The 25,947-nt window shown below is 74.5% G+C and carries 19 protein-coding genes; 11 read left to right on the top strand and 8 right to left on the bottom strand.

Going from position 1 to position 25,947, the window contains the following annotated elements:
* The first annotated feature begins 4 nt into the window (after positions 1-4).
* A complete protein-coding gene (locus tag ACFVN3_RS00095) occupies positions 5-913 on the top strand; it encodes an alpha/beta fold hydrolase (RefSeq protein WP_378229304.1) in 909 nt (302 codons plus the stop codon).
* A 91-nt stretch (positions 914-1,004) separates the two neighbouring features.
* Here ACFVN3_RS00095 and ACFVN3_RS00090 read toward each other — a convergent pair whose 3' ends face one another.
* Entirely contained in the window at positions 1,005-2,183 is a 1,179-nt protein-coding gene (locus ACFVN3_RS00090) for an APC family permease (protein WP_378230300.1), read from the bottom strand.
* Between the two features lie 320 nt (positions 2,184-2,503).
* Between ACFVN3_RS00090 and ACFVN3_RS00085 the strand changes: the two genes are divergently transcribed.
* A complete protein-coding gene (locus ACFVN3_RS00085) occupies positions 2,504-4,657 on the top strand; it encodes a hypothetical protein (protein WP_378229302.1) in 2,154 nt (717 codons plus the stop codon).
* Positions 4,658-4,793: 136 nt separating this feature from the next.
* Here ACFVN3_RS00085 and ACFVN3_RS00080 read toward each other — a convergent pair whose 3' ends face one another.
* A complete protein-coding gene (locus ACFVN3_RS00080; RefSeq protein WP_378229300.1) occupies positions 4,794-6,713 on the bottom strand; it encodes a fibronectin type III domain-containing protein in 1,920 nt (639 codons plus the stop codon).
* Positions 6,714-6,874: 161 nt separating this feature from the next.
* On the opposite strand from ACFVN3_RS00080, the gene ACFVN3_RS00075 reads away from it, so the two are divergent.
* The 6 genes from ACFVN3_RS00075 (at position 6,875) to ACFVN3_RS00050 (ending at position 13,669) form a co-directional block, all read left to right on the top strand.
* Positions 6,875-7,831 (top strand): cold-shock protein, encoded by a 957-nt coding sequence (locus ACFVN3_RS00075; RefSeq protein WP_378229298.1) that lies wholly within the window; start codon positions 6,875-6,877, stop codon positions 7,829-7,831.
* A gap of 70 nt (positions 7,832-7,901) precedes the next feature.
* A complete protein-coding gene (locus tag ACFVN3_RS00070) occupies positions 7,902-9,299 on the top strand; it encodes an alanine--tRNA ligase-related protein (protein ID WP_378229296.1) in 1,398 nt (465 codons plus the stop codon).
* Positions 9,300-9,458: 159 nt separating this feature from the next.
* Positions 9,459-11,342: a molecular chaperone DnaK gene (gene dnaK, locus ACFVN3_RS00065; protein WP_378229294.1), complete on the top strand. Its 1,884-nt coding sequence runs from the start codon at positions 9,459-9,461 to the stop codon at positions 11,340-11,342.
* A complete protein-coding gene (gene grpE / locus ACFVN3_RS00060; protein ID WP_378229292.1) occupies positions 11,339-12,001 on the top strand; it encodes a nucleotide exchange factor GrpE in 663 nt (220 codons plus the stop codon). Before dnaK ends, grpE begins: the two co-directional genes overlap by 4 nt.
* Before the next feature lie 157 nt (positions 12,002-12,158).
* A complete protein-coding gene (locus ACFVN3_RS00055) occupies positions 12,159-13,148 on the top strand; it encodes a DnaJ C-terminal domain-containing protein (protein WP_378229290.1) in 990 nt (329 codons plus the stop codon).
* 26 nt (positions 13,149-13,174) lie between these two features.
* Complete coding sequence (locus ACFVN3_RS00050) at positions 13,175-13,669, top strand: heat shock protein transcriptional repressor HspR (protein ID WP_378229288.1); 495 nt, start codon at positions 13,175-13,177, stop codon at positions 13,667-13,669.
* Positions 13,670-13,691: 22 nt separating this feature from the next.
* Here ACFVN3_RS00050 and ACFVN3_RS00045 read toward each other — a convergent pair whose 3' ends face one another.
* A complete protein-coding gene (locus tag ACFVN3_RS00045; RefSeq protein WP_378229286.1) occupies positions 13,692-14,417 on the bottom strand; it encodes a phosphotransferase family protein in 726 nt (241 codons plus the stop codon).
* A 209-nt stretch (positions 14,418-14,626) separates the two neighbouring features.
* On the opposite strand from ACFVN3_RS00045, the gene ACFVN3_RS00040 reads away from it, so the two are divergent.
* On the top strand, positions 14,627-14,935 hold the full coding sequence (locus ACFVN3_RS00040; protein ID WP_378229284.1) for a DUF1540 domain-containing protein: 309 nt from the start codon (positions 14,627-14,629) through the stop codon (positions 14,933-14,935).
* 77 nt (positions 14,936-15,012) lie between these two features.
* On the opposite strand, the gene ACFVN3_RS00035 is transcribed toward ACFVN3_RS00040, so the two are convergent.
* Complete coding sequence (locus ACFVN3_RS00035) at positions 15,013-15,810, bottom strand: hypothetical protein (RefSeq protein ID WP_378229282.1); 798 nt, start codon at positions 15,808-15,810, stop codon at positions 15,013-15,015.
* Positions 15,811-15,985: 175 nt separating this feature from the next.
* On the opposite strand from ACFVN3_RS00035, the gene ACFVN3_RS00030 reads away from it, so the two are divergent.
* The gene (locus ACFVN3_RS00030; protein WP_378229280.1) at positions 15,986-21,202 is read left to right on the top strand and encodes a sigma-70 family RNA polymerase sigma factor; all 5,217 of its coding nucleotides are present in this window, start codon (positions 15,986-15,988) and stop codon (positions 21,200-21,202) included.
* Positions 21,203-21,250: 48 nt separating this feature from the next.
* On the opposite strand, the gene ACFVN3_RS00025 is transcribed toward ACFVN3_RS00030, so the two are convergent.
* The 3 genes from ACFVN3_RS00025 to upp all read right to left on the bottom strand — a co-directional run bounded on the left by ACFVN3_RS00025 (position 21,251) and on the right by upp (position 23,777).
* On the bottom strand, positions 21,251-21,973 hold the full coding sequence (locus ACFVN3_RS00025; protein ID WP_378229278.1) for an NAD(P)-binding oxidoreductase: 723 nt from the start codon (positions 21,971-21,973) through the stop codon (positions 21,251-21,253).
* 157 nt (positions 21,974-22,130) lie between these two features.
* Positions 22,131-22,814, bottom strand: a complete 684-nt coding sequence (locus tag ACFVN3_RS00020) for a winged helix-turn-helix domain-containing protein (protein ID WP_378229276.1) — start codon at positions 22,812-22,814, stop codon at positions 22,131-22,133.
* Positions 22,815-23,141: 327 nt separating this feature from the next.
* Complete coding sequence (gene upp, locus ACFVN3_RS00015) at positions 23,142-23,777, bottom strand: uracil phosphoribosyltransferase (protein ID WP_087470014.1); 636 nt, start codon at positions 23,775-23,777, stop codon at positions 23,142-23,144.
* Positions 23,778-24,153: 376 nt separating this feature from the next.
* Between upp and ACFVN3_RS00010 the strand changes: the two genes are divergently transcribed.
* Complete coding sequence (locus ACFVN3_RS00010; protein WP_205206896.1) at positions 24,154-24,585, top strand: nucleoside deaminase; 432 nt, start codon at positions 24,154-24,156, stop codon at positions 24,583-24,585.
* A 94-nt stretch (positions 24,586-24,679) separates the two neighbouring features.
* Here the strand turns inward: ACFVN3_RS00010 and ACFVN3_RS00005 are convergent, their stop codons facing one another.
* The gene (locus ACFVN3_RS00005) at positions 24,680-25,504 is read right to left on the bottom strand and encodes an NAD-dependent protein deacetylase (RefSeq protein WP_047232387.1); all 825 of its coding nucleotides are present in this window, start codon (positions 25,502-25,504) and stop codon (positions 24,680-24,682) included.
* Positions 25,505-25,947 lie beyond the last annotated feature (443 nt).

Below are 25,947 nucleotides of genomic sequence, written 5' to 3'. Positions count from 1 at the left end.
CGTCATGACTACGCCCCAGCCCCGCACCACCCGTCCCGCCGGCGCCCCCGCATGGTCGCCCCCGCTCCCGGACGCACCGGGCTTCGACCACCTCGTGGTCGAGACGCCCGGCCTGCGCACCCACGTCGCGACCATCGGCACCGGCGACCCGGTCGTGCTGCTGCACGGCTTCCCCGAGCACTGGTGGCAGTGGCACGAGGTCGCTCCCGTCCTCGCCGCCGCCGGCCACCGCGTCCTGTGCCCGGACCTCCGTGGCGCCGGGTGGACCGCCGCGGACGACCCGCGGATCGAGCGCGAGACCCGGCTCCACGACCTGCTGGCGCTCTTCGACGCCCTCGGCGTCGAGCGTGCCCACCTCGTCTCCCACGACATGGGCGCCATCACGGCGATGCAGCTCTGCTACGACCACCCCGAGCGCGTCCGCACCGCCGTGCAGCTCTCCGTCCCGCCGGGCTTCTTCACCTTCAGCCCGCGGCTGCTGCCGGCCTTCCAGCACCTGCCGCCGTTCATCTGGCACAGGCCAGGAGCCTCGCTGCGCGGGACGTTCTCCGCGCGGTATGCCGCCCGGCCGATGTCCGCGGCGACGGTCGACGCGCACCTGGCCCCGTTGCGCCGGCCCGAGATCGACGCCGCCGTGCGTCCGCTCACCCGCCGGATGATCCTGCCCGAGGCGCTGCGCATCATGGGGGGTGCCTACCGTCGTCGTCGGCTCACGGTGCCGACCCTGGTCGTCTACGGCCGGCGCGACTACCCCACCACGGAGGAGCTCATGGGCCGCATCTGCCGCCGTCCGGAGCGCTACGCGGACCGCATCGAGTTCGCCTGGGTCGACGATGCGGCGCACTTCATCACCGACGACGCCCCGGGGCCGGTCGGGGAGCTCGCGCTCGACTGGTTCGACCGGGCCGCGTGACGGGCCGATCCTTCGAGCCACCAGATCGACCCGTACGCCCGAGGTCGACCCTCGGGAGGTCGATCTGGTGACGGGCGGGCCGATCTCGCGGTCAGGACCGCACGCGTACCACCCGGAGGGCGACGCCTGCCGCCAGCACCGCCGCTCCCGCCGCGACGCTCGCGAGCGGGAGCGTGACGACCAGCGCGACGCAGCCCAGCGCGCCCAGCACCTGGAGCGCGCGCGGGTACAGGTGGTGCGGGGCGGTCTGGCGCAGCGCGGACAGGTTCGCCACCAGGTAGTACACGAGCACGCCGAACGACGAGAACCCGATCGCCCCCCGCAGGTCCGTCGTGAGCACGAGCACCACGACGACCGCCCCGACCGCGAGCTCGGCCCGGTGCGGCACCCGGTGCACGGGGTGCACGGCCGCGAACCACCCGGGCAGGTCGCCCGTGCGTGCCATCGCGAGCCCCGTCCTGCTCACGCCCGCGAGCAGGGCGAGGAGGGCGCCGGCGCTCGCGGCGACGGCACCGACGCTCACGACCGGGCCGGCCCACGCCCACGAGCCGGCCGCGACCGCGTCGGCGAGCGGCGCCGCGGACGCCGCGAGCCCGTCCGGCCCCAGCACCGCGAGCAGGACCACCGCGACGACCGCGTAGAGCACGACGACGACCCCCAGGGACACGAGGACGGCGCGCGGGATCGTGCGGCGCGGGTCGCGCACCTCCTCGCCCAGCGTCGCGACGCGCGCGTACCCCGCGAACGCGAAGAACAGCAGCCCCGCGGACTGGAGGACGCCGTACCAGCCGCCGTGCGCGCCGTCGGGGTCGAGCACCCCGGACCACGCGGGCGCCGTGCCCGCCAGGCTCGCGACGACGGCCGTCGCGATCGCGAGGAGCGCCACCGCGACGATCGCGCGCGCGAGCCGCGCCGTGCGCGTCACGCCCCGGTAGCCCACGGCCGTGAGCAGCACGACGGCCGCGGCAGCGACGGGGCGCTCCCACCCGGGCGGGGCGGCGTAGGCCGCGAGGACGAGCGCCATGGCCGCGCAGCTCGCCGTCTTGCCGACGACGAACCCCCACCCGGCGAGGTACCCCCACCAGGGGCCGAGGTGCTCGCGCCCGTACACGTACGTGCCGCCCGACGTGGGGTGCTGCGCCGCGAGCTGGGCCGACGACGTCGCGTTCGCGTACGCGACGACCGCCGCCAGGCCGAGCCCGACGAGCAGCCCCGTGCCCGCGGCGGCCGCCGCCGGGGCGAACGCGGAGAACACGCCCGCGCCGATCATCGACGCGAGCCCGACGACGACCGCGTCCGTCGTGCCGAGGCGTCGCACGAGCGAGGGCCGGCCCGGGGTGGTGGTCACCCGGACAGCGTGCCAGGGCAAGGTGTCCGGAAGGTGTCGACGACCGTCCCAGGGAGTGGTCGGCGCGCCGTCCGCGAGCGGGTACAGTTCCCGCCGGTGTCCCGTTCCCGGTCGTCGTCGACCGGCCCCGTCGCACGGGGAGACGGGCTGTCCGCTACGGCGAGGACGGCGGTGCAGGGGTGGTGGCAGGGCGGGTGCGACGGGCTGGACGGACGCTGCGGACCGGGTCGAGGGTCGCGCTCGTGTGCGCCGTCCTCCTCGGCGCGCCGACGGCCGCGTTCGCGGACACGAGCGACGGGCTGTCGGAGACCTCGCGGACGCGGTACGAGGTCGACGGCTCGGGGCCCGTCCGCGTGACGGTCACGACGACGATCCGCAACGAGCAGCCGGCCAGCGCCCAGTACGTCTACTACTGGGACGCGTACGGGATCCCCGTCCCGGCGGGCGCGACCGACGTCACCGCCACGAGCGGCGGGGCATCGCTCCCGGTCACGCTCGAGCCGACCGAGGACCCGTCGACCCGCATCGCCGGGGTGTCGTTCTCCCCGCTGAACTACGGGCGCGAGCGGACCGTCGAGTGGTCCTACACGATCCCGGGCGAGCCGATCCGCTCCGAGGGGTACACGCGCGTCGGGCCCGGCTACGCGACGTTCGCCGTGAACGCGGCGGGCGACCCGGGGCAGGTCACCGTCGAGATCGCCACCCCGACGTCGATGGACTTCGACAGCACGTGGGACGGCTTCGAGCCGATCCTCGACGGGGAGACCCGCACCCACCGCGCGACCGAGAGCACGGACGACTACGGGACCTGGGCGTTCGTGTCGCTGCGCGACCCCGCGCAGGCCGACGAGACGAGCGTCGACGTCGGCGGGAACGAGCTCGTGCTGGAGAGCTTCCCGGGCGACACCGAGTGGAGCGGCTTCGTCGAGGAGCAGGTGGTGGCCGGCATGCCCGCCCTGGAGCGCGCGGTGGGGATGCCGTGGCCGGGCAGCCTGGAGCGGATCCGCGAGGACGTGTCGCCCGGGGTGCTCGGGTACGCGTGGTTCGACTCCGCCTCCTGGGAGATCGTCATCCCCGAGGACCTCGACGCCGGGCTCCTGTTCCACGAGCTCTCGCACGCGTGGCTCGCCGGGGACCGGTTCGCGGACCGGTGGGTGTACGAGGGGCTGGCCGAGGTGGTCGGGCAGCGCGTGGCCGCCGAGACCGGGGGCGCGGCGGAGCAGCGGCCCGCGCCCGCGCGCGACGCGGCGGACGCCGTCCCGCTCGCCGCCTGGCAGGAGGTCGACCTCGACGGCGGCGCCGGCGCCGCCGAGGAGTACGCCTACGCCGCGGCGTGGACCGCGATGTCGGAGCTCGTCGGTGGCCTGGACGACGACGCCCTCGGACCGTTGGTCGCGGCGGCGTACGCGGGCGAGAGCGCCTACGACGTGCCCGGCATCCTCGACCACCCGGGCCTGACGGACGGCCGTCGTCTCCTCGACCTCGTCGAGGTGCGCGGCGGCGTGGCCGGAGCCGAGGCGACGTACCGGACGTGGGTCGCCGACGCGGACGAGACCGCCCTGCTCGACGCGCGGGCCCCGGCCCGCGAGGCGTACGTCGCGCTCGACGCGGCGGACGCCGCGTGGTCGCCGCCCGCCGGCCTGCGCGCCGCGATGACGGACTGGGCGTTCGAGGACGCCGAGATGGCCCGCACCGCGATCGGTCCCGACGCCGCGGTGGCCGCCGGGGAGGTGCAGGAGGCCGCCCGCGCCGCGGGGCTGCCCGACCCGGCCGCCGTGCGCGAGCAGTACGAAGGCGCTCAGAGCGCCGAGGAGTACGCGGCGCTCGCGACCGCGCTGCCGCGCGCGGTCGAGGTCGTCGGGTCCGTCGGCGACGCGGTCGCCGACGCCTCGGCCGGCGGCCCGCTCGCGGACCTCGGGCAGCTGCTCCTGGACGTCGACGGCTCCGCTGCGGACGCCCGCGCCGCGCTCGACGACGGTCGGCTGGACGATGCCGCGGTCGCGGCCGGCGACGCGTCGTCCCGGGCCGCTGCCGCGCCCTGGCTCGGGGCGGGCAGCGTCCTCCTCGTCGTCGTGGCGCTCGCCGGCGTGGTCCTCCTGCTCGTCCGGCGCCGCGCACGACGTCGCGCGCAGCCCGAGGGCGAGTCCGCCGCCGACGGCGACCGGCCGGAGGGCGGGACCCCCGCCGTCGACGCGACGCCCGCCGACGACGCGACGCTCGCCGACGACGCGACGCCCACTGAGGGCGAGCCGCACGCGGGCGACGAGCCGCATGCTGGCGACGAGCCGACGTCGAGCGACGAGCCGACGCCGGGCGAGGAGCCGGACACGGAGGACGAGCCGAGCTCCGGCGAGGAGCCGTCCGTCGACGAGGAGCCGGAGCCGGTGAAGGCGTAGTCCCTCGGCGGGGCCGCGTCAGGCAGGCCACCAGGAGCGTGGCCGCGCGACCCCGGGGCGGCGAGCCGTGAGAAGTGGCCCCCCGGGACACGCGCCGAGGGGCCACTTCTCCCGTAATCGCCCGAGGGCGGTGGGGCTACGGCATGCTCGCCAGGTGGGCGTCCACCGAGCTCGCGAACGCGTACCCGTTGCTCGCGTCCCAGTTGATCGACCAGGTCATCGCCCCGCGGATGTCGGGCCAGCGCGCGGGCGGCACGAAGCTCCCGCAGCCGGTGCCCGCGGCGAGGCAGCTCAGGGCGTTGTTCACGACCGACGAGTTCACGTACCCGCCGCCCGCCGCCTGGGTGGTCGCCGGCAGGCCGAGCGCGATCTGGTCTGGTCGCAGCTCGCTCTGGAGCTGGATGCACGACAGCGCGGTGAGGAAGTTCACCGTGCCCTGCCCGTATGCCTGCATCTGGTCGCAGCCGAGCATCGTGCCGGAGTTGTAGTACTGCGTGTGGACGATCGTGAGGATGTCCTTGATGTCCAGCGCGAGCCGGAAGTAGGAGCTCCCCGTCGACTGCATGTCGATGGTCTGCGGCGCCATCGTGATGATGAGGTCCGGCCCGACGGCCGCCCGGACCTGGCGCAGCGCCTGCGCCATGTACGTCGGGTTGACCCCGTTCTCGAGGTCGATGTCGACGCCGTCGAACCCGTACGTGTCGATGAGCCCGATCACGCTGGTCGCGAAGGCCGACGCCGCGGCCGAGCTGCCGACCGACACCGTGCCCTTCTCGCCGCCGACGGACAGGATCACGTGCTGGCCTCGCGAGTGCAGCGTCGCGACGTCGGCCCGGAGCTGGTCGTTCGTGTAGCCGCCCAGCGCGGCGGACAGTCCGGGGTCGACGCCGAACGTGACGGCGCCGGGCGTGCTCGGGACGGCGTCCGCGAACGCGACCGCGACGAGGTCGTACGACGTCGGGACGGCCGACAGCCGCAGCGGCGTGGCCCCGTTGACGAAGTTCTGCCAGTACCCCGTGAGCAGGTGCTTCGGCAGCGCGCCGGTCTGGCAGCCGCTCGTCGAGCCCGTCACCGTGGCGGGCGGGGACTCGCCCGTCGCGTTGTAGGCGCGCACCGTGTAGGTGTGGCTCGAGCAGGCCGCGAGCCCGGTCAGCGTCGCGCTCGTCCCGGTGACGGTCGTCCGCAGGGTCGTGCCTTCGTAGACGCGGTATCCCGTGACGGTCCCGGTCGAGGCCGTCCAGGCGAGGCCGAGCGAGGTGTCGGCGGTCGTCGCGACGCGCAGGGCGGTGGGCGCGCCGGGGACGCCCGTCCCGCACCCGGCCGTCGTGAGCGAGACGCTCCCGGAGCGAGGTGACTCGCTCGCGGTGTTGTACGCCGCCACGGAGTAGGTGTGCGGGGTGCACGCGGCGAGCCCGGAGACGGTGGCCGACGTGCCCGTGGACGTCGCCACGACCGTGCTGCCCTCGTAGACGCGGTATCCCGTCACCGTGCCGGACGACGCGCCCCACGAGAGGGCCGCCGACGTCGAGGTCACCGTCCCGGCGACGGGTGTGCCCGGCGTGCCCGGGACGACGGGCGGCGGGCCGCCCGCGCCCTGGAGCGAGACGTCGTCCGCCTGGAAGGCGCCGGTGCCGTACCAGCCGTGGAGGTAGACCCGGGTCGTGCTGCTCGGGGCGGTGAACGTCACCGTGAGGCGGGTCCAGTCCGCCGCGCTCGGGGTCCAGGTCGAGGTGCCGCCGTCGACGCCCAGGTAGACGTAGCTGCCGCGCACCCAGGCGGAGAGGGTGTACTGCGTGCCGGCGACGGTCGGGACGGACTGCGTGCAGCGCGCGTTGTCGAGGCCCACGGGGGTCCCTTGCAGCGCCTTGGTCCCCGTCCGCACGGGGGTGGAGACGACGGCCCCGGACGATCCCGAGCAGGTCCAGGGACTGAGCGTGCCCGACTCGAAGCCCCCGTTGGCCAGCACCTCCTCGGCGGAGGCGGGGGCGGCGGTCAGGGCGAGGCTGGAGACGAGGGCCACGGCCAGTGCCGCGGCGGCGGTGCGAAGTCTGTTCATGTCTGCTCCGTTGCAGGTCGAATCAAACTCTCAGGGAACTTAACGATGCACTCCTTATGAACCCGCACCGGCAGCGGTTCGTCAAGGGCGGCGCGCGGTGGGGCACCGAGACCTGGGGGACAATGGGTGGCAGCACTGCATGCCAAGACGAGGAGTACTCCGTGCCCCAGGGAACTGTCCGATGGTTCGACGCCGACCGAGGGTTCGGCTTCATCGACCTCGGGAACGAGGCGGAGGACCTGTTCGTCCACGCGTCCGAGATCGTCGGCGACGACGGACCCAAGCAGCTCCGTGAGGGGCAGGTCGTCGAGTTCGAGGTGGGCGAGGGCGACCGCGGGCCGCAGGCGCGCCGCGTCCGCGTCACGGGCGACCGGGCCGCGGACGCGCCCCTGGGCGTGCTCGGCACCGTCGCCTGGTACGAGCCGACCAAGGGCTACGGCTTCGTCACGCCGGACGGTGACAGCACCCAGATCTTCCTGCACAGCTCTGCCATCGTCGGGGGCGGCGTGGTCTCCGAGGGGCAGCGGGTCGCGTTCCTCGTCGTCGAGGGGGAGAAGGGGCCGCAGGCGGACCACCTCCTCCCGCTCGGGGCGCAGGCCGCGCAGCCCGCGACCGACGGCGCGGACGGCACCGTGTCCTGGTACGACGACGTCAAGGGCTTCGGCTTCGTCGTCCCCGACGGGGGCGGCGACGACGTCTTCGTGCACGTCAGCGCCCTGGGCCGAGGGCTGACCGAGCTCGCCGAGGGCGCACGCGTGACGTACGACGTCGTCGCGGGCGACAAGGGACCGAACGCTCGAAACGTGCAGCTCGTGCGCGGCTCGGGAGGCGGGCGCTCGTCGGCGGACCGTGGTCGTCCCGACCGCCAGGGCCGCGCGGACCGCTCGGGTCGCCCGGGCGGGTCCGGGAGGCCGGCGCGCGGGGGCGAGGGCACCGTCGCGCGCTTCGACGCGGACCGCGGTTTCGGCTTCATCACGCCCGACGCGGGGGGCGAGGACCTGTTCGTGCACGTCTCCGTCCTGCGGGACGAGACGTTCCTGGAGGAGGGCGACCGGGTCCGGTTCGGGATCCGCCAGAGCGACCGCGGGCCGCAGGCCGACGACGTCGAGCTGCTGTAGGGCCGGGGAGGCCTTCCGGGGTGGTGTATTGCCCTGGAAGGCGTCGGGCGCGGTCCCTAGGGTCGATGAGATGAACGCCCAGGAGATCCGCTCGGCCTACCTCGAGTTCTTCGCCTCCCGAGGGCATGCCGTGATCGAGCGAGCGCCCCTGGTGCTGCGCGAGGATCCGACGACGCTGTTCACGGGTGCCGGGATGCAGCCGCTGATGCCCTACCTGCTGGGTGTCCAGGAGCACGACTCGGGGGCCCTCCTGGTCGACTCGCAGCCGTGCGTGCGCGCCCAGGACATCGACGAGGTCGGAGACCGGCGGCACACGACCTTCTTCGAGATGCTGGGCAACTGGAGCCTGGGGTCTGCCGACGTGGAGCAGCAGGTCCGCTGGTTCGTCGAGTTCCTCGTGCACGTCGGCGTCGACCTCGAGCGCCTGTACGTCACGTGCTTCCGCGGGTCGCCCGAGCACGGGATCCCTCGTGACGACGACGCGGCGCGTGCCTGGGTCACGGTGCTCGCGGAGCACGGGATCGCCGCACCGCTCGTGGACGTGGGGTCCCGTGCCGACGGCGACCGTGACGGGATGCGCGGCGGTCGCGTCTTCCTCTACGACGCCGAGGAGAACTGGTGGAGCCGCGGAGGCGGGCTCGAGGGCACGCCCGTGGGCGACCCCTGCGGGCCGGACTCGGAGGTCTTCTACGACCTCGGCCCCGAGCACCACGACCGGTCGACCGGTGAGCCCCATCCCGCGAGCGAGGGCGGACGGTTCGTCGAGATCGGCAACCAGGTGTTCATGCGCTACCGCCGCACGAGCGAAGGTTTCGTCCTCCTCGACGAGCCGAGCATCGACTTCGGGGGCGGGCTCGAGCGCATCGCCGCGGCCGCCCTGGCGACCCCCGACGTGTTCGACGTGAGCCTCCTGCGCCCGCTGGTCGACCGGCTCGAGGCGCTCAGCGGTCGCGCGTACGAGGACGACCCGCGGCCGTTCCGCGTGATCGCGGACCACGTCCGCGCCGCGACGTTCCTCGCTGCCGACGGGGTCCGCCCGGGCAACAAGGCGCACGGGTACGTCCTGCGGCGGCTCGTCCGCCGGGCCGTGGTGCACGCCCTCCACCTCGGCCTGGACGACCGGTTCGCCGACGACCTCGTCACCGTCGTGGCCGAGGTGTACGGCGACACCTACCCGGGCCTGGTCGCGCGGCGTGAGGAGCTGAGCTCGGTCCTCCGTGACGAGGAGTCACGCTTCCGTCGCACGGTGCACCGCGGTCTCCGGGAGCTCGAGAAGCTCCGGGGCGCGACGGTCACGGGGGGCGACCTGTTCGTGCTCGCGGACACCTGGGGATTCCCCGTCGAGCTCTCGGTCGACGAGGTCCGCCGCCGCGACATGGCTCTGGCCACGGACTGGTCGGAGGAGTACGCGCTCCACCGCGAGCGCCAGCGGGCACGGTCACGGGCGGCCGCCACGAGCGGGGAATAGTTCGCCCTGAGTGAAGGTTGAGCCAGGTGGACTCAAGTTCTGGCGAGCGGGCTTGCGCGCGAGCGCACCGCGTGCCTACCTTGAGTGAAGCAGACTCAACCCGGTGTACCGGGCGCGCGTGCGCCGTCGGGCACCCCATCCACAACGGAGGCAGCACACATGGCACGAGCAGTCGGGATCGACCTCGGCACCACCAACTCGGTGGTCGCCGTCCTCGAGGGCGGAGAGCCCACCGTCATCGCGAACGCCGAGGGGTCGCGCACGACGCCGTCGGTGGTCGCCTTCTCCAAGACCGGCGAGGTCCTCGTCGGCGAGGTCGCCAAGCGCCAGGCGGTCACGAACGTCGACCGCACCATCAGCTCGGTGAAGCGCCACATGGGCACCGACTGGTCGGTGGAGATCGACGACAAGAAGTACACCGCGCAGGAGATCTCCGCGCGCATCCTGGGCAAGCTCAAGCGCGACGCCGAGGAGTACCTGGGCGAGCCCGTCACCGACGCGGTCGTCACCGTCCCGGCGTACTTCAACGACGCCGAGCGTCAGGCGACCAAGGACGCCGGGCAGATCGCGGGCCTCAACGTGACGCGCATCGTCAACGAGCCCACCGCGGCCGCGCTCGCGTACGGCCTGGAGAAGGGCAAGGAGGACGAGCTCATCCTCGTCTTCGACCTGGGCGGCGGCACGTTCGACGTCTCGCTCCTCGAGGTCGGCAAGGACGAGGACGACTTCTCCACGATCCAGGTCCGCGCGACGTCGGGCGACAACCGCCTCGGCGGCGACGACTGGGACCAGCGCATCGTCGAGCACCTCATCAAGCAGGTGAAGAACAGCTCGGGCGTCGACCTGTCGAAGGACAAGATCGCGCTCCAGCGTCTGCGCGAGGCCGCCGAGCAGGCGAAGAAGGAGCTCTCGTCCGCGACGAGCACCACCATCTCGATGCAGTACCTCTCGATGAGCGAGAACGGCCCGATCCACCTGGACGAGAAGCTCACGCGCGCGCAGTTCCAGCAGATGACGCAGGACCTCCTCGACCGGACGAAGGCCCCGTTCCACAAGGTCATCTCCGACGCGGGCGTCTCCGTCTCCGACATCGACCACGTCGTGCTCGTGGGTGGCTCCACCCGCATGCCGGCCGTGACCGACGTCGTCAAGGAGCTCACGGGCGGCAAGGAGCCCAACAAGGGCGTCAACCCGGACGAGGTCGTCGCCGTCGGCGCGGCCCTCCAGGCCGGCGTCATCTCGGGCGACCGCAAGGACGTCCTGCTCATCGACGTGACCCCGCTGTCCCTCGGCATCGAGACCAAGGGCGGCGTGATGACCAAGCTCATCGAGCGCAACACGGCCATCCCGACCAAGCGCAGCGAGATCTTCTCGACGGCCGAGGACAACCAGCCCTCGGTGCTCATCCAGGTCTTCCAGGGCGAGCGCGAGTTCGCGCGCGACAACAAGCCGCTCGGCACGTTCGAGCTCACCGGTATCGCGCCGGCCCCGCGCGGCGTGCCGCAGATCGAGGTCACCTTCGACATCGACGCGAACGGCATCGTCCACGTCGGCGCCAAGGACCGCGGCACCGGCAAGGAGCAGAAGATGACGATCACGGGCGGCTCGGCGCTGCCCAAGGACGACATCGACCGCATGGTCAAGGAGGCCGAGGAGCACGCGGCCGAGGACAAGAAGCGTCGCGAGGAGGCGGAGACCCGCAACCAGGCCGAGGCGTTCGTGTACTCGACCGAGAAGCTCGTCTCCGAGAACAAGGAGAAGCTCCCGGCCGACGTCGTCACCGAGGTCGAGGCCGACATCGCGTCGGTCAAGTCCGCGCTCGAGGGCGAGGACGCCGACGCCGTGAAGACCGCGCACGAGAAGCTCGTCGCGTCCGCGCAGAAGATCGGCCAGGCGCTCTACGCCTCGGCCGAGCAGGAGCAGGCCGCCGGCAACCCCGGCGCCGCGCAGGACGACGCCACCGCTGCCGCGGGCGCGACGTCCGCTCCGGACGAGGACGTCGTCGACGCCGAGATCGTGGACGACGAGGACGACAAGAAGTGACGTCCCCCGAGGACCGGGGCCCCGAGGAGCAGGCCGGGCGCGAGCCCGGCCAGGGCCCCGAGGACAAGCCGTTCCACTTCACGGACAAGCGCAAGGTCGACCCGGAGGCCGGCAGCCCGCGCGAGGGCGCGGACGCCGGCTCCACCGGTGGCTCGGCAGGTGACGACGCGGAGAGGGACCCGCTCGCGGGACTCGACTTCGAGCCGTCCGACGAGGCCGAGGTCGACGCGGCCGTCCTGGCCGCGAAGGCCGAGGCGGCCGAGCACCTCGACGCGCTCCAGCGCGAGCGGGCGAGCTTCACGAACTACCGCAACCGGTCGCTGCGCGACCAGGAGGCCGCGCGCACGAAGGGGATCGAGGACGTGCTCACCGCGCTCCTCCCGGTCCTCGACGACATCGACCGCGCGCGTCAGCACGGTGAGCTCACGGGCCCGTTCGCCGCGATCGCGGAGAAGCTCGACGCGAGCCTGGAGAAGTTCGGCATCGAGCGCTACGGCAGGGTCGGGGAGGAGTTCGACCCGACCGTCCACGAGGCGCTCATGCACCAGCCCGACGCCGAGGCCACCACCACCACGGTGAACCTCGTCATCGAGCCGGGCTACCGGATCGGGGACCGGGTCGTGCGCGCCGCGCGCGTCTCGGTCGTCGGCCCTCAGTAGCCACCTCTCCACTCGTGCCCGACGGCGCGGGCGCACCTCCGGCGCGGAGGTGCGCTCCGCCGTCGGGCACGCGAGGATCACCAGCAGCAGACCCACCGGCAGCAGCAGCCACGACACGAAGGACCAGGACCACGACCACCGACAGGAGGGAGGCGCCGTGACCGGACAGGACTGGATGGAGAAGGACTTCTACGCCGCGCTCGGCGTCCCCAAGGACGCCGACGACGCCACGATCAAGAAGGCCTACCGCAAGCTCGCGCGCAAGTACCACCCCGACCAGAACCAGGGTGACGCGGGCGCGGAGGCCAAGTTCAAGGAGATCGGCGAGGCGTACGCCGTGCTCTCGGACGCCAAGGAGCGCGAGCAGTACGACGCGATCCGGGCGATGGCCGGCGGCGGTGCCCGCTTCTCCGCGGGCCCTGGCGGCGCCGGGGGCGCGGGCTTCGAGGACGTGTTCGGCGGCATGTTCGGCGGCGGCGGCCCGGGTGGCACCCGGGTCCGGTACTCGACCGGCGGCCAGGGCGGCGGCTTCGAGGACATCCTCGGGTCGATGTTCGGCGGCGCGGGCGCGCAGCAGTTCGGCGGCGGCCCCCGCCCGCGGGCCGGTTCGGACGTCGCCGCGGCCACGACCCTCCCGTTCCGCCAGGCGGTCGAGGGCTCGACCGTGACGTTCACCGTCGACGGCCGCAACGTCACGACGCGCATCCCGCCGGGCGTGCGCGACGGCCAGAAGATCCGGCTGCGCGGCAAGGGCCGCCCGGGCATGGCCGGCGGGCCCGACGGCGACCTCGTCGTCACCGTGCACGTCACCCCGCACCCCGTGTTCTCCCTGGACGGCACCAACCTGCGCGCGACCGTCCCCGTGACGTTCGCCGAGGCCGCGCTCGGGGCGACCATCAGCGTGCCGACGCTCGACGGCGGGTCGGTCAAGGTCAAGGTCCCGGCCGGGACGCCGTCGGGCCGCACGCTGCGCGTCAAGGGCCGCGGCGTGCAGACCGCGAAGTCGACCGGCGACCTGCTCGTCACCGTCCAGGTGGCCGTGCCGCAGAAGCTCTCGAAGGCCGCGCGCGAGGCGGTCGAGACGTTCGCCGCCGAGACGGACGGCCAGGACGTGCGCGCCGACCTCGTGCGCGACGCGGCCGTCTGAGCAGCGGCGTGAGGAGGCCCTCGACCATGACCGCGGACGGTGCGAACCCGGGCCGGGCGAGCGACGTCGACCAGGACGCGCCCGTCCTCGTCATCTCCCAGGCGGCGGCGCTCGCGGGCATGCACCCACAGACGCTGCGCCAGTACGACCGCCTCGGCCTCGTCGTGCCGCGCCGCACCCCGGGCCGGGGGCGGCGCTACTCGCTGCGCGACGTCGCGAAGCTGCTCGAGGTGCAGCGGCTCAGCCACGACGAGGGCATCAACCTCGCGGGCATCCAGCGCATCCTCGCGCTCGAGTCGCAGGTCGAGCGGCTGGAGCGCCGCATCGAGGCGCTCTCCGCGCGCGTCGAGCCCGGCGGCCGGGTGTTCGCCGCCGCGGCGAGCGGCGACGTCGTCGTCGTGCCGCGCGGCCGCAGCGTGCGCCGCGGGGTCGAGGAGGCCCTGCGCGAGACGCTCGTCGAGCACGGCGAGGCGCGCGCGCTCGTCATCTGGCGGCCCCGGCCCGACGACGCGGGGTCCTGACCCCGGCCGTTCCGCCCGGGGCTCAGCTCCGGCGGGCCTCGCGCGCGACGAGCGCCGCGGCGGCGGGGACGAGCGCGACCTCCGAGGGATCGAGGCCCGGGTCCGCGGCGCGGGTCCGCGCGGCGGCGTCGAGGTGCCGCAGGAGCACCGGGTCGGCGAGATGGAGGAACGCGTCCAGCAGGACCCGCGCGCCCGGCGCGAGCTCGTCGTCCTCGTCGGCGGCGACCTCCGCGAGGACGACGGCGGTCACGGCGAGGTCGAGCCCGGCAGGCCCGAGCCGGGCGTTCGTCCAGTCGAGGACGGCCGGGCCGTCGGCGGTGAGCACGACGTTCGCCGGGTGCAGGTCGAGGTGCACGACGCACGGCGACCCGCAAGGCGCGTCGAGCGCCGCGAAGGACGGCGCGGTGAGCGCCGCGTACGCGGGCTCGTGCGGCGCCGGGGGCGGGACGGCGTGCAGCGCGTCGTGCAGCGCGACGAGGATCCGCGCGGATCCGGCGAGCGACGTCCGGCCGCCGAGGATCGACTGGAGGAGGGTCGGCCCGCGCAGGAGCTCCATGGTGAGGTCGCCGTCCGTCGCGGCGTCGACGCGCGGGGCGGGGAAGCCCGCGCCACGGACGTGGCGCATGACCTCGGCGGTGCCGACCGTGTCGGCCCCCGAGCGCGAGCGTCGCAGGACGCGGTCGGCGCCGACCGCGTACAGGTCGGCGTCGGCACCCGAGAACAGCGGCGCGCCGAGCGAAGGGGCCATGAGCCGACGCTACGCCTCTGCTGCCCTCCTGACGAGGGTCCGGGGCATCGGCCCTGGTCACGCATTTCCGCAAGAATGTCGTGCGCTAATTACGCGCTATTCCTGCATTTCTTAGCAAGGCCTTCCTTGCTATACATCGTGCAATTCCGGGAATACCGTGGACACGGAAGCCCGGCCCCCCACGGGTCCTCGGAGAACAGGAGATCGCGATGAGCAGCCTCACGGAGATGCCCCAGGTCGTCGAGTGTTCCATCGACGGCTGCGGCTACAACCACGACCACGGGTGCCACGCCGGCGCGGTGACCATCGCCGGTCACGCGGGCGACGCGGAGTGCGCGACCTTCATCCCGCTGGGGACCAAGGGCGGCCTCGAGAAGGTGCTCGCGCACGTCGGCGCCTGCCAGCGCACCGACTGCGTCCACAACTCCTCGCTCGAGTGCTCGGCCCCGTCGATCCGCGTGGGCGCCGGCGCGTCCGGCGAGGACAAGGCCGACTGCCTCACGTTCACCCCGCGCTGACGCGGACCGTAGACGCCCCCGACACGACACGCCCCGGACCGCGCGCTCGCCCGCGCGGCCGGGGCGTCGTCGTGCTGTCAGCGCTGGAGCGTGTCGAGGAGCTGGACGGCGGCGGAGTGGGTGCGGGGGAGCGGTTCGAGCCAGACGCGCGGAGGTCGGCGCAGGATCGCCGTGACGCCCAGCGCGAGGCCCGTGCGCTCGATGTTGTGGCGGAGCACGGTGCGCAGGGTGTCGTCGTCGGCGCCGCGCTCTCCGAGGACCACGAAGAGCCCGTTGCCGAGGGAGGCCATGGGATGGCCGTCGCCGAAGGTGTGCGTGAGCGCGCGGCCCATCGCGGCCGACCGGGCGAACCGTTGCCACCCGGTCAGGTGGTCGAGCGCGACGTCCACGACGAGCAGGCCGTGCGTCGCCGCGGCGTCGACGCCCGCGCGCTGCGCGACGCCGTACGTCTCCCGGAGCCGTTGGGCCAGGTACTGGGACGTCGCGAGACCGGACTCGGGGTCCATGACCTCGGGCGTCACGGGGGTCGCCTCGTAGCCGTCGGACCACCCGACCGCGACCGCGCGGAGCAGGTCGGTCCCGGGCTCGCGGTCGTGCGCCCGGTACAGGCACACCACGTCGTCGATGGCCTCGCCGATCCCGACGCCCGCCTCGGCCCGCACGCGGCCGAGCCGCTCGGCGGCCGGTGTCCCGTCCCGCTCCTCGCACAGCGCCTCGACCAGGGCGTCGACGGCAGGGTGGTACCAGTCGCCCGGTCGCAGCCAGACGCTCTCGGCGCTCGCCCGACGCCAGCGCTCGCGCACGGCGTCGGGAGCGGGCACGGTGTACCCGTGGAGGTGGTCCATGTAGATGAGACGGGCGAGCGGCCGATCCATGACGCGGGTCGGCGAAGAAGTTTCCAGGACGCCGGGTCCGGGGTGAAATGGGGCGAACGGGGACGACTCCGGCCGTTACCGTTCCGTCGTCGGAAGCCCTCTGCCCCGAAGTTGGACGGGCGTCTACTATGGCCACCGTACGCCTCGGATCGGGGCGGTCTCCGGGGCGGGTGACATGACGCAGGCGCAGGAACGGGTGTGGAGCGAGGCGTTCAGCGACGCTGAGCTCATCACAGCCGTGCGCGAGGGCGACACGAGCGCCTACGGCGCGCTGTACGAGCGCCACGCCGCCGCGGCCCGCACGGTCGCGCGGCAGTACGTCCGGTCCACGGCCGACGCCGACGACGTCGTCTCCGACGCGTTCGCCCGCACGCTGTCCGTGCTCCAGGGCGGGGGCGGGCCCGACGTCACCTTCCGCGCCTATCTCTTCACGGTCGTCCGGCGCCTCTCCTACGACCTCGTCAACGGCGCTCGACGCACCCAGCCGACCGACGACGAGCGCACGTTCGAGTCCGCGTTCGGACCCATGGCGTCCACGGAGGATCCGACTCTCGAGGGGTTCGAGCGCTCGACGGTGACGCGCGCCTACCAGGACCTCCCCGAGCGGTGGCGCGCCGTGCTCTGGTACACGGAGGTCGAGAACCTCTCGCCGGCGGACATCGCGCCGATCCTCGGCCTCACCGCGAACGGCGTCTCCGCGCTCGCCTACCGGGCGCGCGAGGGGCTGCGCCAGGCGTACCTCCAGCAGCACCTGACGTCCGTCCCCGCCGAGGAGTGTCGCACGGTCAACGCGCTCCTCGGATCGTACGTGCGCGGCGGGCTCGCCAAGCGTGAGACGGCGCGCGTGGAGTCTCACCTCGACGGCTGCGGCGAGTGCCGCGCGCTCGTGCTCGAGCTGGGCGACGTGTCGCACGGCATGCGCGCCGTCATCGCCCCGCTGGTCCTCGGCGTCGGCGCGCTCGGCCTGGTCGGGACGGCCCTCCCGACGTTCGGCGGCGCGGCCGTCGCCGGCGGCGTCGGTGCCGCTCTCCAGGGTTCGTCGAGCGGGGGCGCGGGATCGGCGGGTGGTTCCGCTGCCGCAGGTGGTTCCGGCGGGGCGGGTGCGGGTGCGGGCGCCGGTGGAGGCGCGGCCGGGACCGGTGCAGTCGGCGGCGCGGGTGCCGCCGCGGGCGCGGCCGGTGGTTCCGGCGGCGCGGTCGGGGCCGGCGCGGCGTCCGTCGGTGGCGCAGCGGCCGCGGCCGGCGGTGCGGCGGCCGGCAGCGGCGCGCTCGCCGCGGCCGGTGCCGGCGGCCTCGTCGCCCTCGTCACCTCGGCACCGCTCGCCGCGGCGGCCGTCACGGTCGGCGTGCTCGCGGTCGCCGGGCTCGGCGTCGCGGGTGCCCTCGGGGTGTTCTCGCCGGACCCCGCGCCCACCCCGACCGCGCAGACCTCACCGTCTCCGTCCGAGTCACCGACCACGGAGACCACGACGACGCCGGACCCGACCACCGACCCGACGTCGCCCACGAACATCCCGCCCGCCCCGACCGACGAGACCGCCGCCGGGACGGGAGACACGACCGGGACCGGCGGCGGGTCGCCCACGGACGGCTCCACCCCGGTCGGGTCGACGCCGGGCACGACGACGCCGGGCGGGTCCACGGACCCGGGCACCGGCACGCCGACGCCCACCGACCCGGGGACCGGGACGCCCGGGCCGACGGACCCGGGAACACCCGAGCCCGCCCCGGCGGCGCTCGAGCTGTCGCTTGCCCCGGTCTCGCTCGCGGCACGAGTCCCGGCGGACCTCGTCATCACCGCGTCGAACACCGGCGGGCGAGCGGCGGAGGAGGTCTTCGTCGACCTCACGCTCCCCGAGGGCGTCTCGACCCCCGGCTCGTCGCTCGTCGCGCGCGGCACCGCCGTCGGCGGGCCGCTGTCGACGGCCTCGCTCCCCTGCGGCAGCGCGGTGCCGCAGGCGGACGGGACGAGCCTGGTCACGTGCTCGGTCGGCATCCTCGCGCCACGGGCGACCCAGGACCTGGCGGTGCAGGTCCGTGCCGACTCGGGCGGCGAGTACGCCTTCGCCGCGTCGCTGCGTGCCAAGGGCATCGAGCCGTCGCACCGGTCGTTCCCGCCCACGAAGGTCGCGTACTGGGGAGCTGAGCTGCGCGTCACCGCGGACCCGACGCTCGCGTTCGACAACCCGGGCGACGCGACGCTGCGGCTCTCCCTGCGCAACAGCGGCGACAGGCCTGCCGTGGAACCGCGCGTGACCGTCGACCTCCCGGACGGACTGAGCCTCGTCGGCGGCGGCCCGACGGGCTGGAGCTGCGAGTCAGGCGACGGGGACGTGACGTGCGCCTCGCCGTCGGGCACAACCCTCGCCCCGCGTGCGACCGTCGCCGTCCCGGTGCGTCTGCTCGCGGACCTCGAGACCGTCCCGGACGACCTGCCCGACCTCCAGGTCCACGCGACGGCGGGTGACGTCCGCTCGGGCACCGCGTCCGTCGACCCGGCCGTCGACGACTACTGGGGAGGCGCCGCCGACGGTCTGCGCGGGGAGGACGGGGCGCTCCGCGGCGTCGTGGCGCAGTGCACGGCGACCGAGGAGGCCGACGTCGCGTCTCTCGTCGCGACGTACACCAACACCACGTCGTACGACGGCCTCGACGTGACGGTCGAGGCGGCGGGTTCGAGCGCGACCGCGGCCGCGGTCCGGCTCGGCCAGGAGGTGAAGGTCCAGGTCGACGACGGTGTGCGCTACCCCGCCGGGCGTGCGGCCGTCGTGCTCTCGACGACCGTCGCGGGCGAGACGTTCGAGCACCGCCTCGACGCGGGGTCGTTCGACGCGCTCGACTGCTGGACGCCGCCGCCGTGGCTCACGGCTGCCGACGTGCGCGTCGCGGCGGACAACGACGGCGGCACGGTCCGCTGGACGGCGAGCGTCGCGAACGGCACGGGCGAGAAGGTCGACGTGCGTCTGCTCGCGCCCGACAACGACACGTGGTCGGGGATCGCGGACTCGGCGGCGATCACGCCCCTGGCCGACGGCCAGACGGGCGACCTCGTCCTCGACACCGGACTGGCCCAGACGGTGCGCGGGAACGCGGTCCTGCGCCAGTACCGCTGGCACCAGGACGGCGACGGCGACGGCAAGGGTTACCAGAGCCTGCTGCCCGTACTCCTCGAGGAACAGCGGATCGCCCCCGCCGTCCCGGCTCCCTCGCTCGGTCAGTGCCGGTTCGACCCGGAGTCGGACACGTCGTGGGCCACGGCGACGCTGCGCTACGACAACTCGGCGTCGACCCTTCCGGTCGTGTTCTCCGTCGACGGCCGGCCGGGCCTGACGGCGACGGTCGCGGGCGGGGCCATGCAGGTCGTGGACCTGCCGCGCGCCGGGGCGCAGGCCGCCGCCTACACGGTGCGCGCCGACGGCCGCGACCTCGGCACGCGCACGGTGGACGCCGTCGACTGCTTCCGGTGGTCGGTGACGGGCACCGCGACGGCGCAGTGGTCCGCGGACGCCCGGTCCGTCGTGGTGCAGGGCGAGCTCCGCAACGGCCATGCGGCGACGTCGCTGCGCGTGACCATGGACGGCGGCGCGCTGGGCGTCACGAAGGCCGTGGACGTCGCACCGGGCGAGACGGTGACGCTCACGCTCGACACGGGCTCGCGCGACGTCGCGGCCGGCACGGTCGTCCTCCACGCGACGCGGCTCGACGGGTCCGCGCGGTCGCACTCCGTGACCGCCTCGTACGACGCGGTCCGGCACGCACCCGCCGTGGGCTCTCCGGTCGTCGGGAAGTGCGTGCTCGACCCGAAGACCGAGCTGTCCTCCGCGACGGTCTCGCTGCGCTACGACAACACGCGCTCGACCGTCCCGGTCGTCTTCTCGGTCGAGGGGCGCAAGGACGTGACCCGGAGCGTCGACGGCGGCGCGGCCGTGACCGTCGACGTGCCCGGAGGCGTGGGCCGGGAGCCGCTGCGGCTGGCGGTGCTGGCCGACGGCACGCCGCTCGCGAGCCACGAGGTCGCTGCCGTCGACTGCTTCGACTGGAAGAAGGTCGCGCACGCGGCCGACGCGGAGACCTCCTGGGTGGTCGCTTCCGGGGCCGGCGTCGGCACGTCCGTCGTGACCGGTACGTTCCACAACCCGTACGCCGCGACGACGCTCCGCGTCGGGATGTCGACGCCGCACGGCGACGCCGCGCCGGTTGAGGTCGCGCCGGGTGCCGAGGCAACGTTCACCGTGGACGCGAAGGCGCTGTCCGTCCCCGACGGGACGGCGACGTTCACGGTCGAGCGCGCGGCGCCGTCGGGCCCGGGCCGGGAGACGGTCGAGGCCCGCTACCGCGCCCTCGAGTACAGCCCGGAGTGGGCCCGGTCCGCGACGGTCGACGCGCGCTGGCAGGACGGCTCGGTCAAGCTCGTCGGCACGCTGACCAACGACTCGCCCGAGACGATCGACGTGGTCATGTCGGCCGCGGGCTACGGGGACTCGGTGCCCGTGCGGCAGGTCGCGCCCGGTGCGACCGCGACGTTCACCGTGGACACGCGCGCGCTCGACGTGAAGCCTGGCTCCGTCACGTTCCGCCAGTCGCGCACCGTGCTCGGCGCCGCCTTCACGGACGCACGCCTCACGGCGAGGTACCAGGGCGACCGCTACGAGCCGGACTGGTCGGCCGTCCCGACCGTGTCCGCGCAGTGCGCCCCCGGGACGGGCGGGGTCGTGCTCACCGTCGGGCTGCGCAACGACTCGGCCGAGGCGATGCACGTCGTCGCGCGCACTCCGTTCGGCGACCGCGACCTGGGCGCCGTCGCCCCCGGCGCGAGCGTGCGCGGGGACGTCGCGGCGGGTGCGCTCGCCGTCAAGGCCGGGAAGGTCGAGCTCGAGCTCTCGCGCACGGTGCTCGGGGTGTCGTTCACGGAGACCCTCTCGGAGCACTTCGACGCGGTCGACTGCGCCGTCGAGCAGCCGACGGCGAGCCTCGTCCTCGGCGACCCGTACTACGACGCGGCGCGCGGTCACTCGTATCGCGCCGTGTCCGTCCTGCTCGACAACTCGGGCTCGAACGTCCCGGTGACGTTCCGCGTCACGGGGCAGGCCAAGGGCGAGTGGACCGTCGCGGCCGGGGAGCGGCGCACGGAGCAGCTCGGCGAGGCGCCGTGGTCCGGGGCGTCCTACGTCGTCCACGCGGGCAGGTGGACCGAGCAGCTCAGGGTCGACGACTTCACCGCGGCCCCCGCCTGCTCCCCGCAGTGGGAGGCGGGCGTCTGGTACGGCCACGACGCCGAGGTCTCCTACCGCGGCTGGAACTACACGGCGCGCAACGCCAGCGTCCTCGTGCGACCGGACCGCGACCCGCTCGGGCTGTTCTGGGAGCGCGGCTCGCGCTGCGGCGAGGGCTGACGGTCGTCGACGCCCGGACGGCCACGCCGCCGGGGTGAGGCGGCTCGGCTACGGCAGGACGTCGGCGAGCGCGTCGTCGACGGGCCGGTCGCCGCCGACGAGGTCGAGCACGAGGCCCGCCGACCGCGGTTCGTGGACGACGGCGGCGAGGACGGCCGCCACGTCGTCGCGCGTCACGTCCGACCTCTCGCCCACGGCAGCCCCGGGCTTGCGCCGCTTGCCGCGCGGCCTGTCGCCGTCCCCGACGGGCGCGAGCGCGACGAGGCCGACGCCGGGGTCGTCGGTGAGATGGCCCGGGCGCACGATGGTCCACGCGAGGTCGGTCCGCGCGCGCAGGTCGTCCTCGGCCGCTGCCTTGGCGCGCAGGTACGCCCAGAACACGTCGTCGACGTCGTCGGGCCGCTCGTCGGCGTGCGCCGCCTCGACGCCGCGGGACGAGAGGAGCACGTAGCGTCCGACGCCCGCGCGCTCGGCGGCGTCGGCGAGCAGCGCCGCGCCCGCCCGGTCGACCGTGTCCTTGCGCGGTGCGCCGCTCCCGGGACCGGCCCCGGCCGCGAACACGACGGCGTCCACACCCTCCAGCTCGAACGACACCGCGACGGCGTCGTCCTTCTCGAGGTCGATGAGCGCGACGTGCGCGCCGAGCTCGGTGAGGTCCGTGATCTGCGCGGCGGACCGCACGAAGGCGACGACGTCGTCACCCCGCTCCACCAGGGTCCGGGCCAGGCGACGGCCGACCTGGCCGTGACCTCCCGCGATGACTGTGCGCATGGGCCGAACGTATCGCCGTGCGGGCGTCCGCGCCCGGCGAGGAGCGTCGCCCCGGGGCCTGCCGCCGGGATGCTGGGCACCCCGGACGGGGTTGCGCTGCCGGGCGCGCGGTCCCCCACGTACCCCCACGTCGACCGCGGCCCGGCAGCGCTGGTCCTCAGGCGGCGTCCCCCGTGCCGCCGAGGACGACGGGGGTCTGCGGGTCGAACCGGTAGCCGAGCCCGCGGACCGTGGTGATGACGTGCTCCAGCCCGAGCTTCTCGCGCAGGCGACGCACGTGGACGTCGATGGTGCGGCTGCCCGCTGCGACCTCGTGGTCGGCCCACACGGTCTGGAGCAGCTCGGCCCGCGTCACGACGCGGTGCGCCGTGCGGGCGAGGTAGGACAGGAGCTCGAGCTCCCGGAACGTCAGGCGCGCGGACCGGCCCTCGACCGTGACGGTGCGGCCCGCGGGGTCGATGACGACGCGCGGCACGGGCGAGAGCGTCGCGAGCCGCTCGCGGAACGCCGCGATGTCCTGCACGGGCGACGACGTCGCCGTCGTGGGCTCGGCGAGCGCGAGGGCCGTGTACGTCTCGGCGCTCGGCAGCCAGTCGCGGGCGAGCTCGCCCAGGGCCTCGGCGAGCTCGACGAGCTGTGCCTGCGGCTGCTCGCCCGGCGCGGCGTCGACGCCGACGTAGAGCACGAAGCCGGGGTTGCGGCGGGGCGCGACGTCCGGTGCGGCCGGGCGGGCCGGCGCGACCGTGGCGTGCGGCGCGGCGGGGCGCTGCGGTGCGAGGACTCGGGGTGCGGCGGCGCGCGTCGAGGTGCGGCGGGCGGGACGGGTAGCGGTGAGCGTCATGGGTGGCTCCGAGTGCGTCGGGCCGACGGCGTCGCCGGGGAACCGGCGGGTCGGCAGGGGTCGAGGGCTGAACCGAGGTGCGGGAGAGGGTTCAGGCCTGACAACAGACGCACATGACCGCGCCCAGGAGCGCGCCGGACGGCGTGCTCGCGGGACGGGTCGTGGTGCTCACGGGAGCGAGCATGGCAGCGCACCGCGCGGTACGCCAAGAGGAGCCCGGGAACTTCTCAGCATGCGGACCCGAGGAGTCTCGCGTTCCGGGCTCCGGTGCCGGCGACGAGCAGCGCGACCGGTGTAGGTCGCGCGCGTCCGGGCAGGTGGGAGGCGTCAGACGACGCCGTAGAGGCGGTCCCCGGCGTCGCCGAGGCCCGGGACGATGTACGCCTTCTCGTTGAGGCGCTCGTCGACCGCGGCGACCACGAGGTGGACGTCCACGCGGTCGCCGACCGCGTTCTCCAGCACCTGGATCCCCTCGGGAGCCGCGAGCAGGCAGACCGCCGTGACGTCGCGCGCACCGCGCGCGAACACGTAGTCGATCGCGGCCACGAGCGTGCCGCCCGTCGCGAGCATCGGGTCCAGGAGGAACACGTGCCGACCGGTGAGGTCGTCGGGGAGGCGGTTCGCGTAGGTGACGGCCTCGAGCGTCTCCTCGTCGCGCTGCATGCCGAGGAACCCGACCTCCGCCGTCGGCAGGAGGCGCGTCATGCCCTCGAGCATCCCCAGTCCCGCGCGCAGGATGGGGACGACGAGGGGGCGGGGCTCCGCGAGGCGCACGCCGACCGTCGTCGTCACCGGCGTCTCGATCTCGTGCGGCTCGACGCGCACGTCGCGCGTGGCCTCGTAGGCGAGCAGCGTGACCAGCTCGTCGACGAGGAGCCGGAACGTCGGGGACGCCGTCTCCTTGTTCCGCAGGACGGTCAGCTTGTGGGCCACGAGCGGGTGGTCGGCGACGTGCAGGCGCATGGCGACAACGGTATCCGACCGCGGGCCCTCCCGTACCGCCCGGTAACCGGCCGCCGTCCGCGAGTTGTCAGCGCCACACCGGTCTATAGCCTGGTGAGGCGCTGGCAGCTCTCCGCACCACCGGGCGGTCAGCACCTCGTCGCGGCATGGCGCGACGTGCCGCTGACACCTCGGAGGTCCCGTGCCCGACGACGTCGCTCACCCCGGCGACCCCGCCCACCCGGGCGAGGGGCCGGCGTCGGGCACCGGGGGACCCGGGTGGGGCGCGACGGCGGCCGGCGGCACCCCGGGGCCGCGGGGGCTCGACCTGCCGTGGGCGGACGGGACGTTCCCGCCGGACACGGTCGCGGCGCGCCACCAGGTCTGGGACGCGCTCATGGGCCTCGCGCTCCACGAGGCCACCCACGCGCTCGCGAGCGACGACGTGCCCGTGGGGGCGCTCGTCGTCGGGCCGGACGGGCGGCTGCTGGGCGTGGGTCGCAACCGGCGCGAGGAGACCGGCGACCCGACCGCCCACGCCGAGGTGCTCGCGCTGCGCCAGGCCGCCGCGACGCTCGGGGAGTGGCGGCTCGAGGGCTGCACGCTCGTCGTGACGCTCGAGCCGTGCGTCATGTGCGCCGGGGCGCTCGTGCTCGCGCGCGTCGAGCGGCTCGTGCTCGGCGCGTGGGACCCCAAGGCCGGCGCGACCGGCTCGGTGTGGGACCTCGTGCGCGACCAGCGCGCCAACCACGCCGTCGAGGTCGTCGGCGGCGTCCGCGAGGACGAGTGCGGCCGCCTCCTGCGAGACTTCTTCGCCGCCCAGCGCTGAGCGCCGCGCCCCGCCGAGAACGACCTGAGGGTCGTTATCGGGCGGATGGCGACTCCCCGGTCGTGCTCGACGCGGGCTCCGGTCGTGCTCGGCGTCAGCGGGGGAGGGCTGCGGCGAGCGTCGTGAGGGTCTCGGTGGTGCCCGCGTCGACCTTGAGCGTCGCGAGCGGGTCGCCGCGCGTCCAGCCGCGGTTGACGATGACGACCGGCTTGCCGGCCTTCGCCGCGTGCCGCACGAACCGCAGCCCGCTCATCACCGTCAGCGACGAGCCCGCCACGAGCAGGGCGTCGCCCTCGTCGACCATCGCGTAGGCCCGGTCGACCCGCTCGCGCGGCACGTTCTCCCCGAAGTACACGATCTCCGGCTTCAGCACCCCGCCGCAGAACTCGCACGGCGCCGGGCGGAAGTGCGACGTCTGCTCGATCACCGCGTCCGCGTCCGGCGCGATCTCCACGTCCGCGACGTCGCCGATGCTCTCGATGAACCCCGGGTTCAGCGCCGTCAGCCGGTCCGCGAGGTGCTCGCGCGAGATGACGCGCCCGCACTGGAGGCAGATCACGCGGTCGTACCGGCCGTGCAGGTCGATGACGTTCCGGCTGCCCGCGTCCTCGTGGAGCAGGTCCACGTTCTGCGTGATCAGCCCCACGAGCACGCCCGCGTCCTCCAGCCGCGCCAGCGCGCGGTGACCTGCGTTCGGCTGCGTGCGGTGCACGTGCTGCCAGCCCACGTGGTTGCGCGCCCAGTAGTGGCGGCGGAACGCCTCGTCCTGCACGAACTGCTGGTACGTCATCGGGTTGCGCGGCGGCGAGTCCGGGCCGCGGTAGTCCGGGATGCCCGAGTCCGTGGACAGGCCCGCGCCCGTCAGTGCCGTGACCCGCAGCCCGCGCAGGAGCTGCACGGCGTCCTCGGCCGTCCCCAGCGGCGGCTCCGGCTCCGTCCCCGACGGCGGCGGCTGGCTCGGGCGCCACGCGAGCCGCGAGGTCAGGGTCGGGACGGTCGAGGGTGGCAGGTCCGCGGAGGACGTCGCCACGTGCGCGGGGGACGCGGTCGAGGGATCGGTCGAGCGCGGGGGAGTCGGGTCGGTGGGCACGCCTCCCACGGTACGACGGCGCGAGGTAGAGCCGTGGTCTGTCGAGGTAGAGCCGTGGTCGGTCGAGGTAGAACCGTGGTCCCGCGAGGTAGAGCCGTGGTCCCGCGAGGTAGAGCCGTGGTCGTGCGAGGTAGAGCCGTGGTCGCGCTAGGTAGAGCCGTGGCTCTTTTGCTCGAAGGCGTGTGGTCGCCCTGGGTGGTCGGGGTGGGTGGTGGTGCCGCGTCTACCATCCGCCGCTCGTTCCTCGCGGCTCCCGCCAGGCCCGCCACGAC

Source organism: Cellulosimicrobium sp. NPDC057862, from assembly GCF_042797035.1.
GTDB lineage: Bacteria > Actinomycetota > Actinomycetes > Actinomycetales > Cellulomonadaceae > Cellulosimicrobium.
The sequence above is the reverse complement of the archived record's forward strand: the minus strand, read 5'-3'. Positions and strand labels throughout refer to the sequence as shown.

What these genes read in the sequence shown, in the direction of transcription:
- ACFVN3_RS00095 (WP_378229304.1), top strand. Translation starts at nt 5, where the DNA reads ATGACTACGCCCCAGCCCCGCACCACCCGTCCCGCCGGCGCCCCCGCA.
- ACFVN3_RS00090 (WP_378230300.1), bottom strand. Translation starts at nt 2,183, where the DNA reads ATGATCGGCGCGGGCGTGTTCTCCGCGTTCGCCCCGGCGGCGGCCGCC.
- ACFVN3_RS00080 (WP_378229300.1), bottom strand. Translation starts at nt 6,713, where the DNA reads ATGAACAGACTTCGCACCGCCGCCGCGGCACTGGCCGTGGCCCTCGTC.
- ACFVN3_RS00070 (WP_378229296.1), top strand. Translation starts at nt 7,902, where the DNA reads ATGAACGCCCAGGAGATCCGCTCGGCCTACCTCGAGTTCTTCGCCTCC.
- dnaK (WP_378229294.1), top strand. Translation starts at nt 9,459, where the DNA reads ATGGCACGAGCAGTCGGGATCGACCTCGGCACCACCAACTCGGTGGTC.
- ACFVN3_RS00050 (WP_378229288.1), top strand. Translation starts at nt 13,175, where the DNA reads ATGACCGCGGACGGTGCGAACCCGGGCCGGGCGAGCGACGTCGACCAG.
- ACFVN3_RS00045 (WP_378229286.1), bottom strand. Translation starts at nt 14,417, where the DNA reads ATGGCCCCTTCGCTCGGCGCGCCGCTGTTCTCGGGTGCCGACGCCGAC.
- ACFVN3_RS00040 (WP_378229284.1), top strand. Translation starts at nt 14,627, where the DNA reads ATGAGCAGCCTCACGGAGATGCCCCAGGTCGTCGAGTGTTCCATCGAC.
- ACFVN3_RS00035 (WP_378229282.1), bottom strand. Translation starts at nt 15,810, where the DNA reads ATGGATCGGCCGCTCGCCCGTCTCATCTACATGGACCACCTCCACGGG.
- ACFVN3_RS00030 (WP_378229280.1), top strand. Translation starts at nt 15,986, where the DNA reads ATGACGCAGGCGCAGGAACGGGTGTGGAGCGAGGCGTTCAGCGACGCT.
- ACFVN3_RS00025 (WP_378229278.1), bottom strand. Translation starts at nt 21,973, where the DNA reads ATGCGCACAGTCATCGCGGGAGGTCACGGCCAGGTCGGCCGTCGCCTG.
- ACFVN3_RS00020 (WP_378229276.1), bottom strand. Translation starts at nt 22,814, where the DNA reads ATGACGCTCACCGCTACCCGTCCCGCCCGCCGCACCTCGACGCGCGCC.
- upp (WP_087470014.1), bottom strand. Translation starts at nt 23,777, where the DNA reads ATGCGCCTGCACGTCGCCGACCACCCGCTCGTGGCCCACAAGCTGACC.
- ACFVN3_RS00010 (WP_205206896.1), top strand. Translation starts at nt 24,154, where the DNA reads ATGGGCCTCGCGCTCCACGAGGCCACCCACGCGCTCGCGAGCGACGAC.